At 71.8% G+C, this 18,479-nt stretch carries 4 protein-coding genes; 1 reads left to right on the top strand and 3 read right to left on the bottom strand.

Annotation, left to right across the window (positions count from 1 at the left end; translation table 11 throughout):
- The coding region (locus D7X55_RS18060; RefSeq protein WP_147470138.1) for a non-ribosomal peptide synthetase at positions 1-16,149 on the top strand (16,149 nt) is incomplete at its 5' end.
- 3 nt (positions 16,150-16,152) lie between these two features.
- Here D7X55_RS18060 and D7X55_RS18055 read toward each other — a convergent pair.
- The 3 genes from D7X55_RS18055 to D7X55_RS44705 all read right to left on the bottom strand — a co-directional run.
- The gene (locus D7X55_RS18055; protein WP_121723721.1) at positions 16,153-16,977 is read right to left on the bottom strand and encodes a GNAT family N-acetyltransferase; all 825 of its coding nucleotides are present in this window, start codon (positions 16,975-16,977) and stop codon (positions 16,153-16,155) included.
- A gap of 32 nt (positions 16,978-17,009) precedes the next feature.
- Positions 17,010-17,723 (bottom strand): hypothetical protein, encoded by a 714-nt coding sequence (locus D7X55_RS18050; RefSeq protein ID WP_120548597.1) that lies wholly within the window; start codon positions 17,721-17,723, stop codon positions 17,010-17,012.
- A partial coding sequence (locus D7X55_RS44705) for a PEGA domain-containing protein (RefSeq protein WP_121723720.1) occupies positions 17,720-18,479 on the bottom strand: 760 nt, incomplete at its 5' end. The genes D7X55_RS44705 and D7X55_RS18050, both read right to left, overlap by 4 nt.

Below are 18,479 nucleotides of genomic sequence, written 5' to 3'. Positions count from 1 at the left end.
CCCCTGTCCTTCGTGCAGGAGCGCGTCTGGCGCCTGGAGCAGCACCTCCCCGGACTGTCCGCGTACACGATTCCCTTCGTCCTGCGCCTGGAGGGCCCCGCCGACGCCTCCGTCCTGGAGCGCGCCATCCAGGAGGTCGTCCAGCGCCACGAGTCCCTGCGCACCACCTACGACGCCGTGGACGGCCGGCCCGTGCAGCGCTTCCATCCCCACGTGCGCATCCCGCTCCCCATCGTGGAGGTGGAAGGCACGCCGGAGGCACGCGAGGAGGCCGCCCTCCACATCGCCCGCGAGGACGCCGCGCGCCCGTTCGACCTGGCGCGTGGCCCCGTCCTCCGCACCACGCTCGTGCGCCTGCGCGCGGACCTGCACCTGCTGGTCTGCGCCATCCACCACATCGTCTGCGACACGCTGTCCACGTCCCTCTTCCTCCAGGAGGTGGGCCAGCTCTACGCCGCCTTCCTCCAGGGCCGTCCGTCCCCGCTGGCGCCCCTGCCCGTGCAGTACGCGGACTTCGGCGCGTGGCAGCGGCGGTCGCTCGCGGAGGCGCGCTTCCCGGAGCAGGAGCAGTGGTGGCGGCAGCGGCTGGCCGGCATGCCCCGGCAGCTCGGCATCCCCACGGACCGGCCCCGGCCCCCGAGCTGCCCGCTCACCTCCGAGCGCATGGTGCTGGACTTCCCGCCGGAGCTCGCCGAGGCCCTGGTCGCCTTCGGGCGCAGTGAGGGCTTCACGTCGTACATGACGGTGCTCGCCGCGTGGAACGCGCTCCTGCACCGCTACACCGGGCAGGCGGACCTCATCGTCGGCACGCCCATTGGCAACCGCACGCGTCCGGAGCTGCTGCCGCTCATCGGGTACGTGGCGCACTCGGCCGCGTTCCGCACGCACGTCGGGGACGACCCGAGCTTCCGCGACCTCCTGCACCGCGTGCGGCGCGAGGTCACCGACGTGCAGTCGCGGCCGGATGTACCGTTCGAGCTGCTGGTCGAACAGCTCGTCCCCGGGCGCGACATCGGCCGGGAGCGCATGACGGACACGGTGTTCGTCTACCACTCAAATCTGGAAATGGGCGGCGACGCGCTGACCGCCGTCGGAGCGCGAGGCACGTTCATCGAAGTCCCGGGCACGCCCGTGCAATGGGGCGCCACGCTGTCGGACCTGACGCTCATCCTCACCGAGGAACCCGGCCGCGTGCACGGCGCGCTGGAGTACGCGACGGAGCTGTTCGACGCCTCCACCGCGAGGCGGATGCTGGAGCACCTCCAGGTGCTGCTCGGCGCGGCGCTGGCCCGGCCCGAGGAGCGCCTCTCCCGCCTCCCGCTGGCCACCGAGGCCGAGCGCCAGTCATGGCCCGTTCCGCCGCCCGTCACGCAGGCCCCCGTCCTGCCCGCGAGGCTGCGTGAACACGCGCTGCGGCAACCGGACGCCGTCGCCGTACAGCAGGCCGGACGCACCTGGACCTGGCGGGAGCTGGCCTCTCGCGCGAGACGGCTCGCCCTGCGGCTGCGGGAGCAGGGGCTCCGGCCGGGAGAGCCCGTGGCGCTCTGCCTCCGAGCGTCGCCGGAGAAGCTGGCGGCGCTGTGGGGTGTCCTGGAGGCCGGGGGCGCGCCGGTGGCGCTCGGGCCCACCGACCTGGACTCGCTGGCCGTCTACGCCGTGGAGGGCAGCGTCGCGCCCTGGCTTGTCACCTGGCGCGGACTCTTCACGTCCGCGCGTCTGGAGTCCTCGCGCGTCCTGCACGTCGAGGAGGAGCTGGGTGACGGGTCGCCCGTGACAGAGACGCTCGCGCTCCCCTCGCCGGAGTCCCTGGCGTGGCTGCTGCCCATGGGCGCGGGCCAGCCCGCGTGGGCCTTGAGCCACACGTCGCTCACGGGCTTCTTCGCGGGCCTGGATGCGCGGCTGCGTCCGGCGCCGGGAACCACCTGGCTCGCCGCCTCCGAACCCGCTCCCCAGAAGCCCGAGCTGGAAGCGCTCTGGGCCCTGTCCCGCGGCCTGCGCGTGCTGTTCCCTTCGGAGGCCTCCACGTCGCGCCGCGAGGCTTCGGGCGAGCAGAAGACGCGTCCGCTCCAGGTCAGCCTGTCGTACTTCGCCAACGACGAGGATTCGCTCACCGGGCCCAAGTACGAACTGCTGATGGAGGGCGCGAAGTTCGCGGACGCGAATGGCTTCTCCGCCATCTGGACGCCCGAGCGTCACTTCCACTCGTTTGGCGGCATCTACCCGCAGCCCGCGGTGGTCTCCGCGGCGCTCGCGTCCGTCACGCGCAACCTGCGCCTGCGATCCGGCAGCGTGGTGTTGCCGCTGCATGATCCGCTGCTGGTCGCGGAGCAGTGGGCCGTGGTGGACAACCTGTCGCAGGGCCGCGTGGACGTGTCCGTGGCGACGGGCTGGCACGTGCAGGACTTCATCTTCGCGCCCGGCAACTACGCGGACCGGCGCAACATCCTGCTGCGCCACCTGGAGACACTGCGAGGCCTGTGGCGGGGCGAGCGCCTGCGCCGTCCCGGCGGCAACGGCGTCACCGTGGAGGTGGGCCTGCGCCCGAAGCCGGTGCAGCGCGAGCTGCCCGTGTGGCTCACCGCCACCGCGAACCCGGAGACCTTCCGGCTGGCGGGCGAGCTGGGCGCGGGCGTGCTCACGGGCCTCTTCGCGCACTCGCTGGAGGAGCTGAAGCCGAAGGTGGCGCTCTACCGCGAGGCATGGCGCCGCAACGGCCACCCGGGCCGGGGCCACATCACGTGCATGCTGCACACCTACCTGGGCGACGACGAGGCGGAGGTCCTGCGGCAGGTGCGCAAGCCGCTGCTGGCGTACTTCCGGAGCTCGGCGGACATCACGGCGTCGCTGCTCGCGGCGCAGGGGTACCAGGGAGAGATCGCCAAGGTGTCCCGAGAGGACATCGACGCGCTGCTGGAGCACACCTTCGAGCACCACGCGAAGGGCACCGGCCTCATCGGCACGGTGGAGAGCGGCATCCAGCGGCTGCGCGACGTGCGGGCCTCGGATGTGGATGAGGTGACGTGCCTCATCGACTTCGGGTTGGAGACGCCGGTCGTCCTGGAAGGGCTCCGGCGCCTGGCCAGGGCGAGGGAGGCAGTGGCCGCCGATGCGGCGTCCCACTCGCGGCGCGTGCTCGGCGAGCAGGAGACGGATGCCGGGGAGCTGTTGTCGCTGGCGAAGCAGTCCGGCGCGGTGCTGGTGAACACCACGGCCCGGCTGGCCCGTGCATTGACGGACCTGACGGGAGCGCGCGAGGCCCTGGCCCCGGTGGGGGCGTGGGTCCTGGAGAACGCGTCGGAGGAGCTGGCGTCGGCGCTCCAGCGCACGGCGGGCGGCGATGTGCTGATCGCGGGAGAGGCCCGGGATGGCGGCCTGTTGCCGCGTGCGCCCGAGGAGAAGCTGCCTCCGGGCCTGGACGTCTGGGTGCTGGACGCGGCGGGGGCGCCCGTGCCCGCGGGCGTCGTGGGAGAGCTGGCGTTGTCCGGAGCGGGGCTGCCCATCGCGCTGTGGCGGGCGAAGGGGGATGCGCCGGACCGATTGGTGCCGCATCCGCTGCACGCATCCGCGAGCCTGTACCGCACGGGCCGCGCCGTGCGCCTGCGCGCGGACGGGCGCGTCGAGGCCGTGAACCTTCCTGGTTTCAAGTTGCCCTCAGCGCGCCCTGCGCTTTCCGAAGCGAATGCTTCGGCTCTGACAGTGCACGCGGCAGCGGGAGCGCGTCCGGCTGCCCCCGGCACACTCGCTGGTGCCGGAACAACGACGGCGTCGGACGCCACGCAAGGCACGGTGCAGCTCCCTGCGACAGGCACTGCCGTCACTTCGGCCTCCCCCGCTGACCCTCGCGCGGCATCTACAGGGTCCAAGGTCGTGGCGGCCGGTGCTCTCCAAGCGATTCCTCGCGCGCCTCGCGACCAACCGTTGCCTCTGTCGTTCGCGCAGCAGCGCCTCTGGTACCTCCAGGAGCTGGAGCCGGAGAGCACCGCGTACAACAACGCGATCATCTTCCGGCTCACGGGGACGCTGAACGTCAGCGCACTCCAGACGGCGCTCCACTCGCTCGTGGAGCGTCATGAGGTCCTGCGCACCACCTATGCGCTGGGCGACACCGGGGCCGTGCAGGTCATCCACGCGACCGGCACCCTTCCCCTGGAGTTCGAAGATGTTCCCGGCGCCACGGCCGAAGCGCGGGAAGCCGCCATGCTTCGCCGCTGCCAGGCGTACACCGCCACGCCCTTCCGTCTGGACACGGGCCCCGTGGCGCGCGCACTGCTGCTGCGGCTGGCTCCCGACACGCACGTCCTCCATCTGCTCCTGCACCACGTCGTCTCCGACGCCTGGTGCGCGCTGGTCCTCAGCCGCGAGCTGCCCGTCCTCTACGCCTGCGCGAGCGCGGGTGTCCCGTCCGTCCTGCCGCCGCTGCCGGTGCAATACGCCGACTACGCCGTGTGGCAGCGTACATGGCTGACGGGCCCGGTGCTGGACGAGCAAGGGCGTTGGTGGAGGGACCAACTCCAGGGCACGCCGCCGCTGGAGCTGCCCACCGACCGTCCTCGCCCCGCTGCGCAGTCCTACGCGGGCGCCGCCCACGCGTTCCACCTGCCTCGCGAGCTGTCCGAGCCCCTGCTCGCGCTGGGCCGCCGCGAAGGCGCGACGTCCTTCATGGTCCTGATGGCGCTGTTCCAGGTGCTGCTCTCCCGCACGTCCGGACAGGACGACTTCGCGGTGGGCACCCCCATCGCCGGCCGGTCGCGTCCCGAGGTGGAGGGCCTGCTGGGCTGCTTCGTCAACACGCTCGCCTTCCGGGCGAAGCTCGGCGGGGCTCCGGGCTTCCGGCAACTCGTGGCCCGCGTGAAGCAGCAGGCCCTGGGCGCCTACGCACGCCAGGACATGCCGTTCGAGCAGCTGGTGGACGTGCTCCAGGTGCCGCGAGACCTGAGCCGCACGCCGGTGTTCCAGGTCATCCTCAACGTCATCAACGTGCCGGAGGCGCAGACGACCGGAGGCGCCGGGCTCCAGATTGGCGGCGTGGACGTGCCGGTGACGACGTCCAAGTTCGACCTGACCCTGGAGGTCTATGAGCAACGCGATGGGCTGCGCTGCCGCCTGGAGTACGCCACCGCCCTCTTCGACGCCGCGACGCTGGAGCGCATGGCGGAGCACCTGACCGAGCTGGCGAAGGCCGTCGTCGCCACACCGGACGCCCCGGTCACCACCCTGCCCCTGCTCACCCCGGCCGCACGCGAACAGGTGCTGCGCGGATGGAACGACACGCGCGTGGAGTACCCGCGAGGCGCCACGCTCCACCAACTGTTCGAAGCGCAAGCGGAGCGCACGCCGGAAGCCATCGCGGTCCAGTTCGAGGACCAGCGCCTCACGTACGCACAGCTCGACGCCCGTGCGAACCAGCTCGCGCACCACCTGCGGGCGCACGGTGCGGGCCCGGAGACGCTGGTAGGCGTTTGCCTGGAACGCTCGCTGGAGATGGTCGTCGCACTGCTGGGCATCCTGAAGTCTGGAGCCGCCTACGTGCCGCTGGATCCAGCCACGCCCGCGGAACGGCTCGCCGGGATGCTGGAGGACACCGGTGCGCCCGTGCTCCTCGTCCAGGAGCGCTTCCGCGCCCTGTTGCCCGCGCAGGTCATCTCGCTGGACACCCAGTGGGAGACCATCGCGCGAGAATCCACGACCCGCCCAGTGCCCCTGGCCGGTGAGGACTCGCTCGCCTACGTCATCTTCACGTCCGGCAGCACGGGCCGTCCCAAGGGCGCGATGAACGCGCACGCGGGCATCGTGAACCGGCTGCGCTGGATGCAGGGGCGCTACGTCCTGACGCCTGACGACACGGTGCTGCAGAAGACGCCGTTCAGCTTCGACGTGTCCGTATGGGAGTTCTTCTGGCCCCTGATGACGGGCGCGAGGCTGGTGCTCGCGCGGCCCGGAGGACACCAGGAGCCGGACTACCTCATGGCGCTGATGGCGCGCGAGGGCGTGACGACCGCGCACTTCGTGCCGTCCATGCTGCGCGCGTTCGTGGAGGAACCCGGCCTGGAGTCCCTGACGCGCCTGCGCCAGGTGATGTGCAGCGGCGAAGCCCTGCCCGCGGACCTGGTCCTCCGTGCACAAAGCAGGCTGCCACACACCACGCTTCACAACCTCTACGGCCCCACCGAAGCCGCCGTGGACGTGACGTCATGGGAGTGCCCACGCGACACGGGCTTGCGAGTCGTCCCCATCGGCCGGCCCGTGGCCAACACGGCGATGTACGTCCTGGATCGCCACGGCCAGCCGGTGCCCATGGGCATCCCGGGCGAGCTGTTCATCGGAGGCGCGCAGGTGGGCCGGGGCTACTGGCGCCGCCCCACCCTCACCGCCGAGCGCTTCCTCCCCGATGCCTTCAGCACCACGCCCGGAGCCCGCATGTACCGCACGGGCGACATCGCCCGGTGGCGCCCCGACGGCACGCTGGAGTACCTGGGCCGAGCGGACTTCCAGGTGAAGCTGCGCGGCTTCCGCATCGAGCCCGGCGACATCGAGGCAGCGGTCCAGTCCTGGCCGGGCGTGCGCGACAGCGTGTGCGTCGTCCGCCAGGAGGGCACGGGAGGCCCGCGCCTCGTCGCCTACGTCAGCACGGAAGGCAGGATGCTCGACGTGACGGGGCTGCGCGCGTTCCTGCAAGCGCGGCTGCCCGAGTACATGGTGCCCTCCGCCTTCGTCCGCCTGGAGGCCCTGCCGCTCACCTCCAGCGGCAAGGTGGACCGCAAGGCCCTGCCCGCTCCGGACGCCCCCACCACCGCCGGCCGCACCGGCCCCATCGCTCCACGCGATGACACCGAGCGGGCCCTGGCGGAGATCTTCTCGCAGGTGCTCGGCATCACGCAGGTCGGCGTTCGCGACAGCTTCTTCGAGCTGGGGGGACACTCCCTTCTCGCGACGCAGGTGGCCGCGCGCGTGCGTGCACGCCTGGGCCAGGAACTGCCGCTGCGCACGCTGTTCGAAGCGCCCACGGTGGAAGCGCTCGCCCGGCGCATCACGCCCACCCACACCGTCGCGCCCACGCCGGCCGAGCCCACGGGCCTCACACCGTTGACCCGAGCGGTCCGGCCCGCCGTGCTTCCGCTGTCGTTCGCGCAGCAGCGGCTGTGGTTCATCCATCAACTGGGCGCGGCGGACACGGCCTACAACATGCCGTTCTCGCTCCTCCTGGAGGGCACGCTCGACGTCGGCGCGCTCCAGCGGAGCTTCGACCGGCTGGTGCGCCGTCATGAAGCCCTGCGCACCACGTTCCGCGAATACGAAGGCGCGCCGGAGCAGGTCATCCACGCGCCCGGTCCGCTCCCGTTGCGACAGGTGGACCTCACCGGCCTCCCGGACCTGGAGCAGCGCCGCGCCGAGGCCGGCCACCTGGCCCGCGAGGAAGCACGCACCCCGTTCGACCTGGAGCAGGGTCCCCTCCTCCGGGCCCTGCTGCTGAAGCTGTCCCCCACGGAGCACGTGCTGGTGCTGAACCTGCACCACATCATCTCCGACGGCTGGTCCACCGGCGTCCTGGTGCGAGAGATGGGCGCGCTCTACACCGCCCTCTCCCAGAACCTCCCCGCGCCGCTCCCGGAGCTGCCCGTGCAGTACGCCGACCACGCGCTGTGGCAGCGCGGCTGGTTGCAGGGCGCGGTGCTGGACTCGCAGCTCGGCTACTGGCGGCGGCAGCTGGAAGGCGCGCCGTCACACCTGGAGCTGCCCACGGATCATCCGCGTCCGGCCCGGCAGACCTTCCAGGGCGCCCTGACGCCGTTCACGCTCCCACAGGCGTCCAGCGAAGCGCTGGAGGCCCTGGCGAAGCGCGAGGGCGCCACGCCGTACATGGTGCTGCTGGCCGCGTTCCAGGTGCTGCTCGGCCGCTACGCCGGTCAGGATGATGTGCTGGTGGGCTCCCCCATCGCGGGCCGCCGCCACGCCGAGTCCGAACCGCTCATCGGCTACTTCGCGAACACCGTCGTCCTGCGCACCCGGCTGCGCGAGGACGACACGTTCCTCACCCTGCTGACGCGCGTGCGAGACGCGACCCTGGGTGCCTACGAGCACCAGGACCTCCCGTTCGAAAAGCTCGTCGAGGACCTGCATCCGGCACGCGACGCGTCCCGCACGCCGTTCTTCCAGGTCACCTTCACGCTGCAGAACGCGCCGTTGCCGCCGCTCGCCCTGCCCGGCCTGACGCTCCAGCCGATGAACGCCGACCCGGGCGCCATCCGCTTCGACCTGGAGCTGCTGCTGCACCGCGCGCCCGAGGGCTTCACGGGAGGCCTCAACTTCAACACCGCCCTGTTCACCCCCGGCACGGTGGCCGGGATGGCCCGGCAGCTTCAGGTGCTGCTCGACGCCGCGGTGGCTTCGCCCACGACCCCGCTGACCCGCCTGCCCCTGCTGACTCCCGAGGAGCGGAGGCAGGTGCTCGTCACCCGGAACGGCGCCGGGACGGAGTACCCACGCGACGCCTCCGTGCCCGCGCTGTTCGCGGAGCAGGCCGCACGCACGCCGGACGCCGTCGCCGTGAGGATGCCGGCCGGGAACGTCGCGCGTGAACTCACCTACGGCGAACTGGATCGACGCTCGAACCAGCTCGCGCACCACCTGCGCCGGATGGGAGTGAGGCCCGGGGACCGCGTGGGGCTGTGCGTGGAGCGTTCGCCGGAGCTGATCACCGGCATGCTCGGCATCCTCAAGGCGGGCGCGGCCTACGTGCCCGTGGAGGCGAAGGCTCCCGCGGACCGTACGGCCTGGGTGCTCCAGGAGGCGGGCGTCGGTGTGCTCGTCACACAGGAGGCGCTGGCGGACGAGCTGCCGGCGGTGGCCGGGCTCCTCGTGCTGCTGGACGCGGAGGGGGGCCTCCTCGCGAAGCAGCCGGACACGGCGCTGGACGTGCGGGTGCCCGCGGAGGCGCTGGCCTACGTGATGTTCACGTCAGGCAGCACGGGCCGCCCCAAGGGCGTCAGCGTGCCCCACCGGGGCATCGTGCGGCTCGTCCGGGGCAACGGCTTCATCACGTTCGGTCCGGAGCAGGTGTTCCTCCAGGCCGCGCCGGTCGCGTTCGATGCGTCCACGCTGGAGCTCTGGGGCGCGCTGCTGCATGGCGCGAAGCTGGTGCTCGCACCGCCGCGAGCGCTCTCGCTGTCGGAGCTGGGCACGCTGCTCGTCGTGGAGGGCGTCACCACGCTGTGGCTCACCGCCGCCCTCTTCGAGCAGATGGTCCTGCACGAAGGCGCCACGCTCGCGGGAGTGCGGCAGGTGCTGGCGGGAGGCGACGTGCTGCCCGTGCCTCGCGTGCGGGAGCACCTGTCGCGGATGGCGCCGGACGCCGTGCTCGTCAACGGGTACGGCCCCACGGAGAACACGACCTTCTCCACCACGCACACGCTGCGGGCTGGAGACACGGTGGAGCGCTCGGTGCCCATCGGGCGGCCGCTGGCGAACTCCAGCGCGTGGGTGCTGGACGCGCACCTCCAGCCCCTGCCGCCGGGGCTCCCCGGTGAGCTGTACGTCGGCGGAGACGGCCTCGCCTGGGGCTACCTCCAGCTGCCGGACCTCACCGCCGAGCGGTTCATCCCCCATCCCCACTCCGCCACGCCGGGAGCGCGCCTGTACCGCACGGGAGACCGGGCCCGCTGGCGCGACGACGGCACGCTGGAGTTCCTGGGCCGCACCGACTTCCAGCTCAAGCTGCGAGGCTTCCGCATCGAACCCGGGGAGATAGAAGCCGTGCTGCGCCAGGTCCCGGACGTGCGCGAGGCCGTGGTGCTCGCGCGCGAGGACGTGCCCGGAGAGAAGCGGCTCGTGGCCTACGTGGTCCTCGAAGAGGACAGCGATGGCACCGACCGGGTGAAGGAACACGCGCAGCGGCAGCTCCCCGACTACATGGTGCCGGCTGCCTGGGTGGCGCTGCCCTCCCTGCCGCTGTCCCCCAACGGCAAGGTGGACCGCAAGGCCCTGCCCGCGCCCGAAGCGCCCACGTCCACCGGGTCCCAGCGCGAAGCCCCGCGCAACGCGCTGGAGTCCCAGCTCGCGGCCATCTGGGCGGAGGTGCTGCACGTGGAGGCGGTGGGCATCCACGACGACTTCTTCGACCTGGGCGGCCATTCGCTCCTGGCCACGCAGGTGGTGTCGCGCATCCGCACGGTACTGGGCGTGGAGCTGCCCCTGGGGGAGCTGTTCAACGCGCCCACCGTGGCCGCGCTCGCCCGGCATCTGGGCGCCGCCACGAATCATCACGCCCACGTGCCTCCCCTCGTCAGCGCCCCAAGGCCTCCGCTGTTGCCCCTGTCGTTCGCGCAGCAGCGGCTGTGGTTCATCGATCAGCTCGAGCCGGGAAGCGCCCTCTACAACATGCCCGTCGCTTTGCGGCTGCTGGGCGCGCTGGACGAAGCCGCGCTGAAGGGAAGCCTGGATGCGCTGATGGCAAGGCACGAAGCCCTGCGCACCACCTTCCGCATGGAGGCGGGCCAGCCCGTGCAGCACATCCACGCGCGGGCCAGCGTGCCGCTGGAGCACGTGGACCTGTCCACGCTGGAGGACGCCGAAGCCCGGCTGCACGAAGCGGAGCGCCTGGCGACGCTGGAGTCCCAGCGGCCCTTCGACCTGGAGCGAGGACCGGTCATCCGAGCGCTGCTGCTCAGGCTCGCGAAGGACGAGCACGTGCTGGTGCTCCACCTGCATCACATCGTCTCCGACGGCTGGTCGCTGGGGGTGATGGTGCGGGAGCTCACCGCTCTCTACGCGGCCCTGCGTGAGGACCGGCCGCCCGCGCTCCCGGAGCTGCCCGTGCAGTACGCGGACTACGCGCTCTGGCAGCGCGCATGGCTCCAGGGAGAAGCCCTGGAGGCACAGCTCGAGTGGTGGGCCCAGCAACTCGAAGGAGCGCCGCGAGCGCTGGAGCTGCCCACTGACAAACCCCGGCCCGCGGTCTCCACCCAGCGCGGTGACACCGTGCCGGTGCACCTGCCCCTGCCGCTATCCGAGCGGGTGGAAGCCCTGGCGAAGCAGGAAGGCGCCACCCCCTTCATGGTGCTGCTCGCGGCCTTCCAGACAGTGCTGCACCGCTACTCCGGCCAGGACGACGTGTTGGTGGGCACGCCCATCGCGAACCGTCGCCACGCGGAGACCGAAGGGCTCATCGGCTTCTTCGTCAACACGCTGGTGCTGCGCGGAAGCTTCAGCGCGCGGACGACGTTCCGGGAACTGCTGACGCGGGTGCGCGCCACCACGCTGGGCGCCTACGAGCACCAGGATGTCCCGTTCGAACGGCTGGTGGAGTCCCTTCAGACGACGCGCGACCTGGGGCGCATGCCGCTGTTCCAGGTGATGTTCGCGCTCCAGAACGCGCCGGTGCCGGAGCTGTCGCTGCCGGGCCTCACCGTGCGCCCCGCCGCCCTTGCGGAGCGCACCACGTCCCAGTTCGACCTGAGCCTGGACTTGAACCGCCGCGAGGACGGCTACCGGGGAACGCTCGAGTACGCCACGGACCTCTTCGGGCGTCCCAGCATGGCGCGGCTCCTCACCCACCTGAGCGTGCTGCTGGACGCGGTGCTCACGCATCCGGATGCACCACTGTCCGGACTGTCACTCGTGTCCGAAGAGGAACGGCGAAAGCTCCTGGGCGACCTGGCCGGAAGCACGTCGCCCTTCGACGGCGAAGGCACGCTGCACGGCCGCTTCGAGGAGCAGGTGGCGAGGACGCCAGACGCGGACGCGGTGGTGTTCGGAGACACGACGCTGTCCTTCCGGCAGCTCAACGCCCGAGCCAACCAGCTCGCCTGGCACCTGCGGTCGCTGGGCGTGGGCCCGGAGGTGACGGTGGCCCTGTGCCTGGAGCGTTCGGCGGAGGCCATCATCGCGCTGCTCGCGGTGAACAAGGCCGGGGGCGCCTTCGTGCCGCTGGACCCCTCCGCCCCCGCCGCGCGCAGATCGTTCGTCCTCAAGGATTGTGGCGCGACCGTCCTGGTGACGACGCGAGCCCTGCAAGAAGCATGGCGGCCGGAGGTGGCCCACCTGGTGCGGCTCGACGAAAAACCTGTCCGACAGTCGGACAGGTTTGAGGAAACCGGCTCAGCGGCGGGAGCCCTCGAACCTGTCGGACACTCGGACAGGTTGATCGAAGGCCCGCCGGCAGCGCCAAGAAACCGCGAACCTGTCGGACAGTCGGACAGGCTGAGCCAAAGCCCGCCGGCAGCGCCGGTGAACCACGAACCTGTCGGACACTCGGACAGGTTCAGCGAGGGGGCTCCGGTAGCGACTGGGAACCGCGAACCTGTCGGACAGTCGGACAGGTTTGGCGAGGCCGGGTCGACGGCGGGAGCCGTCGAACCTGTCGGACAGCCGGACAGGTTTGTGGAGACCGGGGCGGCGGCGCCGAAGAACCGCGAACCTGTCCGACAGTCGGACAGGTTTTCGGACAACCTGCCGCCGGCGGCGGGTTCGGGGAACCTCGCCTACGTCATCTACACGTCCGGCTCCACCGGCACGCCCAAGGGTGTGATGGTGCGGCACCGATCGCTGCTGCACCTGCGCCATGCGCTGCTGCGGACCGCCTATGCGGATCAGCCCTCGGGGCTCCGCGTCAGCGTCAACGCTCCCCTGTTCTTCGACGCCTCCATCGAGCAGGTGCTCCAACTGCTGGGGGGCCACTGCCTGTGCCCTGTTCCGGAAGACCTCCGGCTGGAGCCGGAGCGGATGCTCACGTGGCTGGAGGAGAAGCGGGTGGACGCGCTGGACTGCACGCCCGCGCAACTGAGGCTCCTCCTGGACGCCGGAATGCTGGAGCGCTCCCGCGTGCCGTCACTCATCCTGGTGGGCGGTGAGGCGCTGGACGAGGTGATGTGGCAGCGGCTCGCCACGACCCGGCGCACTCGGGCCTTCAACGCCTACGGCCCCACGGAATGCACCGTGGACGCCACCGTCTGGGACATCCCAGCGACGTCACACGCCCTGCCCGTCATCGGGAGGCCGTTGGACAACCTGCGCGCGTACGTGCTCGACGAGCGGCAGGAGCTGGTGCCCTTCGGTCTTCCCGGAGAGCTGTGCTTCGCCGGTGAGGGCGTCGCACGCGGCTACCTGGGCCGGCCGCACCTGACCGCCGAGCGCTTCATGCCGGACCCGTTCTCCACGGAGCCCGGCGCGCGCCTGTACCGCACGGGCGACAAGGCCCGCTGGCGCGAGGACGGGACGCTCGAGTTCATGGGCCGCCTGGATTTCCAGGTGAAGCTGCGCGGCCACCGCATCGAACCTGGCGAGATTGAAACCCTGCTGCGCGCACAGCCGGGCGTCCGCGACGCCGTGGCCCTGGTCCGCGAGGACGTCCCGGGCGACGCGCGACTCGTGGCCTACGTCACGCCAGAGGTGGACACCGCTCCGCTGCATGAGCACCTGCGCGGACACCTGCCCGATTACATGGTGCCGGCCGCCGTCCTCGCCCTGCCCGTCCTGCCCCTGACGCCGAACGGCAAGGTGGACCGCAAGGCCCTGCCCGCACCGGATGCGTCGAGGCTCCCCGCTCGAAGCTCGGAGCCTCCCGCCACTCCCGCGGAAGCGCGCCTGGCCTCCATCTGGGAGGAACTGCTCCGCGTGCCCCGCGTGGGCCGTCACGACAACTTCTTCGAACTGGGCGGGCACTCCATCCTGGCCACGCAGGTGGTGGCCCGGGTGCGCGCGCACTTCGGCGTGGAGCTGCGCGTCCGGACCCTCTTCGAAGCACCCACCGTGGCCGCGCTCGCGCGCAGGCTGCCGGACGCGATGCCCGCGCTGCCTCCACTGACGCGGATGCAGGGGGACGGCCTCGCGCCCCTGTCCTTCGCGCAGCAGCGGCTGTGGTTCATCGATCAGCTGGAGCCGGGCAGCCCGCTCTACAACATGCCCTTCGCGCTGCGTCTGACCGGTGCGCTGGATGTGCCCTCGCTCCAGCGGGCCTTCGACGCGCTGGCGCAACGGCACGAAGCCCTGCGCACGACGTTCGAGACCCACGACGGGACGCCCCACCAGCGCATCCATCCCGCGCCCACGGGAACGCTGCGCACGGAGGACCTGGAGTCCCTGCCCGCGGAGCAGCGCGATGCAGAGGTCTGGCGCCGCGTGGACGCGGAGGCGCTGCGTCCCTTCGATCTGGGCACCGGTCCCCTGGCGCGCTTCACCCTGCTGCGTCTGGATGCCCGGGAGCACGTGCTCGTCATCTGCACGCACCACAGCGTGTCCGACGGCTGGTCGTTCGGCGTGCTCGTGCGCGAGCTGGTGGCGCTCTACGAAGCCTTCCGCCAGGGCCAGCCGTCACCGTTGCCGGAGCTGCCCGTGCAGTACGCGGACTTCGCCCGGTGGCAGGCCGCGTGGATGGAAGGCCCGGTGCTGGAGGGACAGCTCGGCTGGTGGAAGCGCCAGCTCGAAGGAGCGCCCCATGCGCTGGCGCTGCCCACCGACCGGCCGCGTCCGGCCCGCCGCTCCGCACAGGGCGCCCTGTTGCCCGTCCAGCTGACACCGGCCTTGAGTGACGCGGTGGAAGCGCTGGCGAAGCGCGAGAACGCCACGCCCTTCATGGTCCTCCTGGCCGCGTTCCAGTGGCTGCTGTCGAGGTACGCCGGACAGGACGACGTCCTGGTGGGCTCGCCCATCGCGAACCGCCGCCACGCGGAGACCGAAGGGCTCATCGGCTTCTTCGTCAACACGCTGGTCCTCCGGGCCCGCTTCCCCCGGGACACGTCGTTCCGGAAGCTGCTGGCGCAGGTGCGCGCGACCACGCTCGGCGCGTACGAACACCAGGACCTCCCCTTCGAGCGGCTGGTGGAGGCACTCCAGCCCGAGCGCGACCTGGGCCGCACCCCGCTCTTCCAGGCCCTCTTCGCGCTGCACAACACGCCGGATCCGGACGCCTCGCTGCCGGGCCTGACGCTCACGGCGATGGAGCTCACCACCACGACCGCGAAGTTCGACCTGGACCTGGCCCTCACGCGGCTGCCGGAGGGCTTCCAGGGAGCGCTCACGTACAGCACGGACCTCTTCGACGCAGCCACGGTCCAGCGGCTGATGGAGCGCTGGAGCACGCTGCTGGAGACACTCCTCGCCGCGCCCGACGCGCCCCTGGACCCAAGGCCCCTGCTGACGGAGGAGGAGCTGCGCCGGATGCACGTCCCGGAGGCCCCGGCCGCCCGTCCTTCCGAAGCCACCGAGGTCTCCCCGCGCGACGGCCTGGAGCGGGAGCTGGTGGCGCTCTGGGAGGAACTGCTGGGCGTGCGGCCCATCGGCGTGACGCGGCCGTTCTTCGAACTGGGCGGACACTCCCTGCTCGCCGTGAAGCTGATGGCGCGCATCCGGGAGCGCTTCCACCGCGAGCTGCCGCTGGCCGCGCTCTTCCAGGCGCCCACGGTGGAGACGCTGGCCTGGCTGCTGCGTCAGGCACCCGAGGTCTTCTCTCCGCTCGTGCCCATCCAGCGCGAGGGCTCGCGACGGCCCTTCTTCTGCGTCCATCCGGTGGGCGGCAACGTGCTCGCGTACGCGGCGCTGGCGAAGCAGCTGGGGCCGGAGCAGCCCTTCTACGGGCTCCAGTCACAGGGGCTTGATGGAGGCCGTCCGCCGCTCGACTCGGTGGAGGCGATGGCGGCGCTCTACGTGGCCGCGGTGCGCACCGTGCAGCCCCATGGCCCGTACCGGCTGGGCGGCTGGTCCATGGGAGGCGTGGTGGCCTTCGAGATGGCCCGCCAGCTCCAGGCCCGGGGAGAGACCGTGGAGTTCGTGGCCCTCATCGACCCCAGCCCGGCGACGGACGACCGGGTGCCGTTCGACGTGGACGACCCGGGCCGGGTGGCCGCGTTGTTCGAGCTCGACCAGGGTCAGCTCGCGGAGCAGGCAGCGGCCACGCAGGAGGGGCGCACGCTGCTGCGTGTCTTCACGCACAACCTGCGGGCCTTGAAGCACCACCGTCCCGGAACGTTCACCGGCCGCGTCCTCCTGCTCCAGGCGGGCGACGACCCGGCGCGCGGGGATGACGGCTGGAGCGCGCACGTCCAGGGCGAGCTGACGCGGGAGGTGCTCCCCGGCACCCACTACACGCTCTTGCAACCGCCCCACGTCCAGCGGCTCGCGGGGCGGCTGAGGGAGGCACTCATGCCTCGTTCGCCATAGCGCTCAGGGTGACGGAACCAGCCCCGCGCCGGGCTTCACCAGCACGGCGCGGGAGTAGGCCATCTGGAAGCCCATGCGCATGGCGTTGCGCTCCGTGGGGATGCCGGGCGAGGACATGATGGCGGCCAGGTCGCTGCCCTTCTCCCGGCCTCGCTGGAGCCGCGCGGCGATGAGCGCCTGCTGCACGCCGCGCCGCCGGAACGCCGGCAGCACCGACGTTCCGAACAGGGACGTGAGCCCATCGCTCACCTCGCAGCCCCCGGCTCCCGCCGGCATGCCGTCGATCCACGCCATGTACGAATCCGAGTTGGGCTTGCGCGCCGCCTTCAGGCCCATCTCCCAGAAGACCTCCGGCATCTGCTCGCCTTCGGGGACGAAGCCGCTGCCGGCGACCTCCACGAAGCGGCGGACCGCGGCGTCGTCGGACGGGTCCACCCGCTCGATGCGCAGCCCGGCGGGAGTGCCCTGGGCCAGCTTCGACAAGTCCTCGCCCGCGGGCAGCGGCCGGTAGAGCACCGTCTCGAACTCACGCAGCACGAAGCCCCGGTCCGCCAGGCCCTTCAGCAGGGACTGCGGCGCGAAGGGGCTCAGCTCCGCCTTGGGCTCCACGCCGCGCGACGCGAAGAAGTCCACCAGCGCGTCCAGCTCCGCGCCGGTGACGTCGCGTTCGAAGCCGTAGCCGCATGACTTGTTGATGTAGGAGCCGACGCCACCGAACGCCATCCAGCCGTCCGCGAGCGGCGCGGAGCTCGTCGAAAGCTCCACCGCGGAGGTGGCCTGCTTGTGTTCGAACCGCCGGGCAATCTCCAACAGGTTCACGTCGTTCATCCGCCCCCTTTACACCGGGGCAGGCCGCCGCGTCAGGTGTTGTCTGGATTTGGCGAAGGTGAGGACAGCATGCCGTCCAGCACGCCGTAGGCGTAGAGCGCCGCGAACGCGTAGGCGCCCACGAGATAGGAGACGTTGAACGCGCGCGCCGTGGGCGCGTCCTGGGCCGAGTAGCGCCCGTCCGAACCGCGCAGGGACAGGGCCACGCCCAGGGACACCGCGGACACGGCGAACGTCGTGCCCTGCCCCACCGCCAGCACGGCGCCCTTCGAGCGCTGACCGTGGGCGAAGTGGCCCACGCCGAACGGCACCAGGTACCAGCCGCGCGAGGCCGGGCGGGATTCGACGAGGATGGGAGCGGAGATGGCGGGCGGAGGCAGGAGCACGGGGCGGCGATGCTCGGCGGCGCGCCGGGTGATGCGCTCGTGGTGCTGCACGTTCACGCGTTCGACGAAGGCGATGAAGTCCGGCGGATACAGCAGCGGGTCCAGCTTCGCGTCCGGGTTGAGCGCGAGCCCTTCCACGGCCTCCTGCTCCGCGCGGGGCAAGGCCTCCTGGGCGTGGAGCGTCGCCGAGAGGAGCAGGTGGGCTTCCGCCAGTTCCTGGGGGTTGGAGAGGCGTGGAGGCTGGAGCAGGGCCTCCAACTCAATCCGGGCGCGCGGCAGGTCCCCGGACTGGTAGGCCTCGCGAGCGGGGCCCAGGGGCGAGGAGGCCGCGAGCAGCAGGGCCACGATGGCTGTCTTCATGGCGACGCCTCCAGCACGACCGTGGTGCGCGTCCCCGCCACGGCGTCGAGCGATTGCCTCAGCACGCGGCCTGAGGGGTCGCGGGCGGACAGCAGGTGTCCACCGTGCGTGAGCTTCACGGGGGCACGCAGCGGAGCCACGCCCACCTCCAGACCGTCGACGAAGACGCGAGACGCCTCGGGCGCGACGATGGTGACCTCCGCGTCGCGGACCCGGAGAGAGACCTCACGGGAGATGGTCTCTCCTGGCGCCACGTCGAGTTCCTCCTCCACGGGTTCGCACAGCGGGTTGGCGAAGCGGATCCGGTGCGGGCCGGGAGACAGCCGCAGCTCTCGGAGTCGAGGGGTGTAGCCCCGGCTCTGGCCATCCACGAACACCTCGGCCCAAGGGCGCGTCGCCACCGTGAGCGTCGCGAAGTCCTGGGCGTCCGGCACGCGAACCGGCAGGTCCTGGCTGGTGGGCTCCGGCGCCGTCGCGGGCCTCGGTGACGCGTCCTGGGATGGCCGGGACCTGGGAGCCGATGCGGGCCCAGGCGGGCCAGGGCGGGCGCCACGAGTCGGCGTCCCCGCCGCCGGAGTACGGCTGGCGCTCACCGTGGGATTCGCGGAGGCGTCACCCGTGGCACGTGAGCTGGCGCCGGTGGGTGGCGAGGCGGCGGCATCCCCCTTCGCGGTTGAGGCATCCGAAGGATGCAGCGCCACGGGGGCTGACACCTCCTGCTCACCCGCGCGCCATGCGCCGATTCCCAGCCCTGTC

It is taken from the genome of Corallococcus sp. AB049A, from assembly GCF_003668885.1.
Lineage (GTDB): Bacteria > Myxococcota > Myxococcia > Myxococcales > Myxococcaceae > Corallococcus > Corallococcus interemptor.
The sequence above is the reverse complement of the archived record's forward strand: the minus strand, read 5'-3'. Positions and strand labels throughout refer to the sequence as shown.

Coding starts and splice junctions, on each gene's coding strand:
- D7X55_RS18055 (WP_121723721.1), bottom strand. CDS start 16,977: ATGAACGACGTGAACCTGTTGGAGATTGCCCGGCGGTTCGAACACAAG.
- D7X55_RS18050 (WP_120548597.1), bottom strand. CDS start 17,723: ATGAAGACAGCCATCGTGGCCCTGCTGCTCGCGGCCTCCTCGCCCCTG.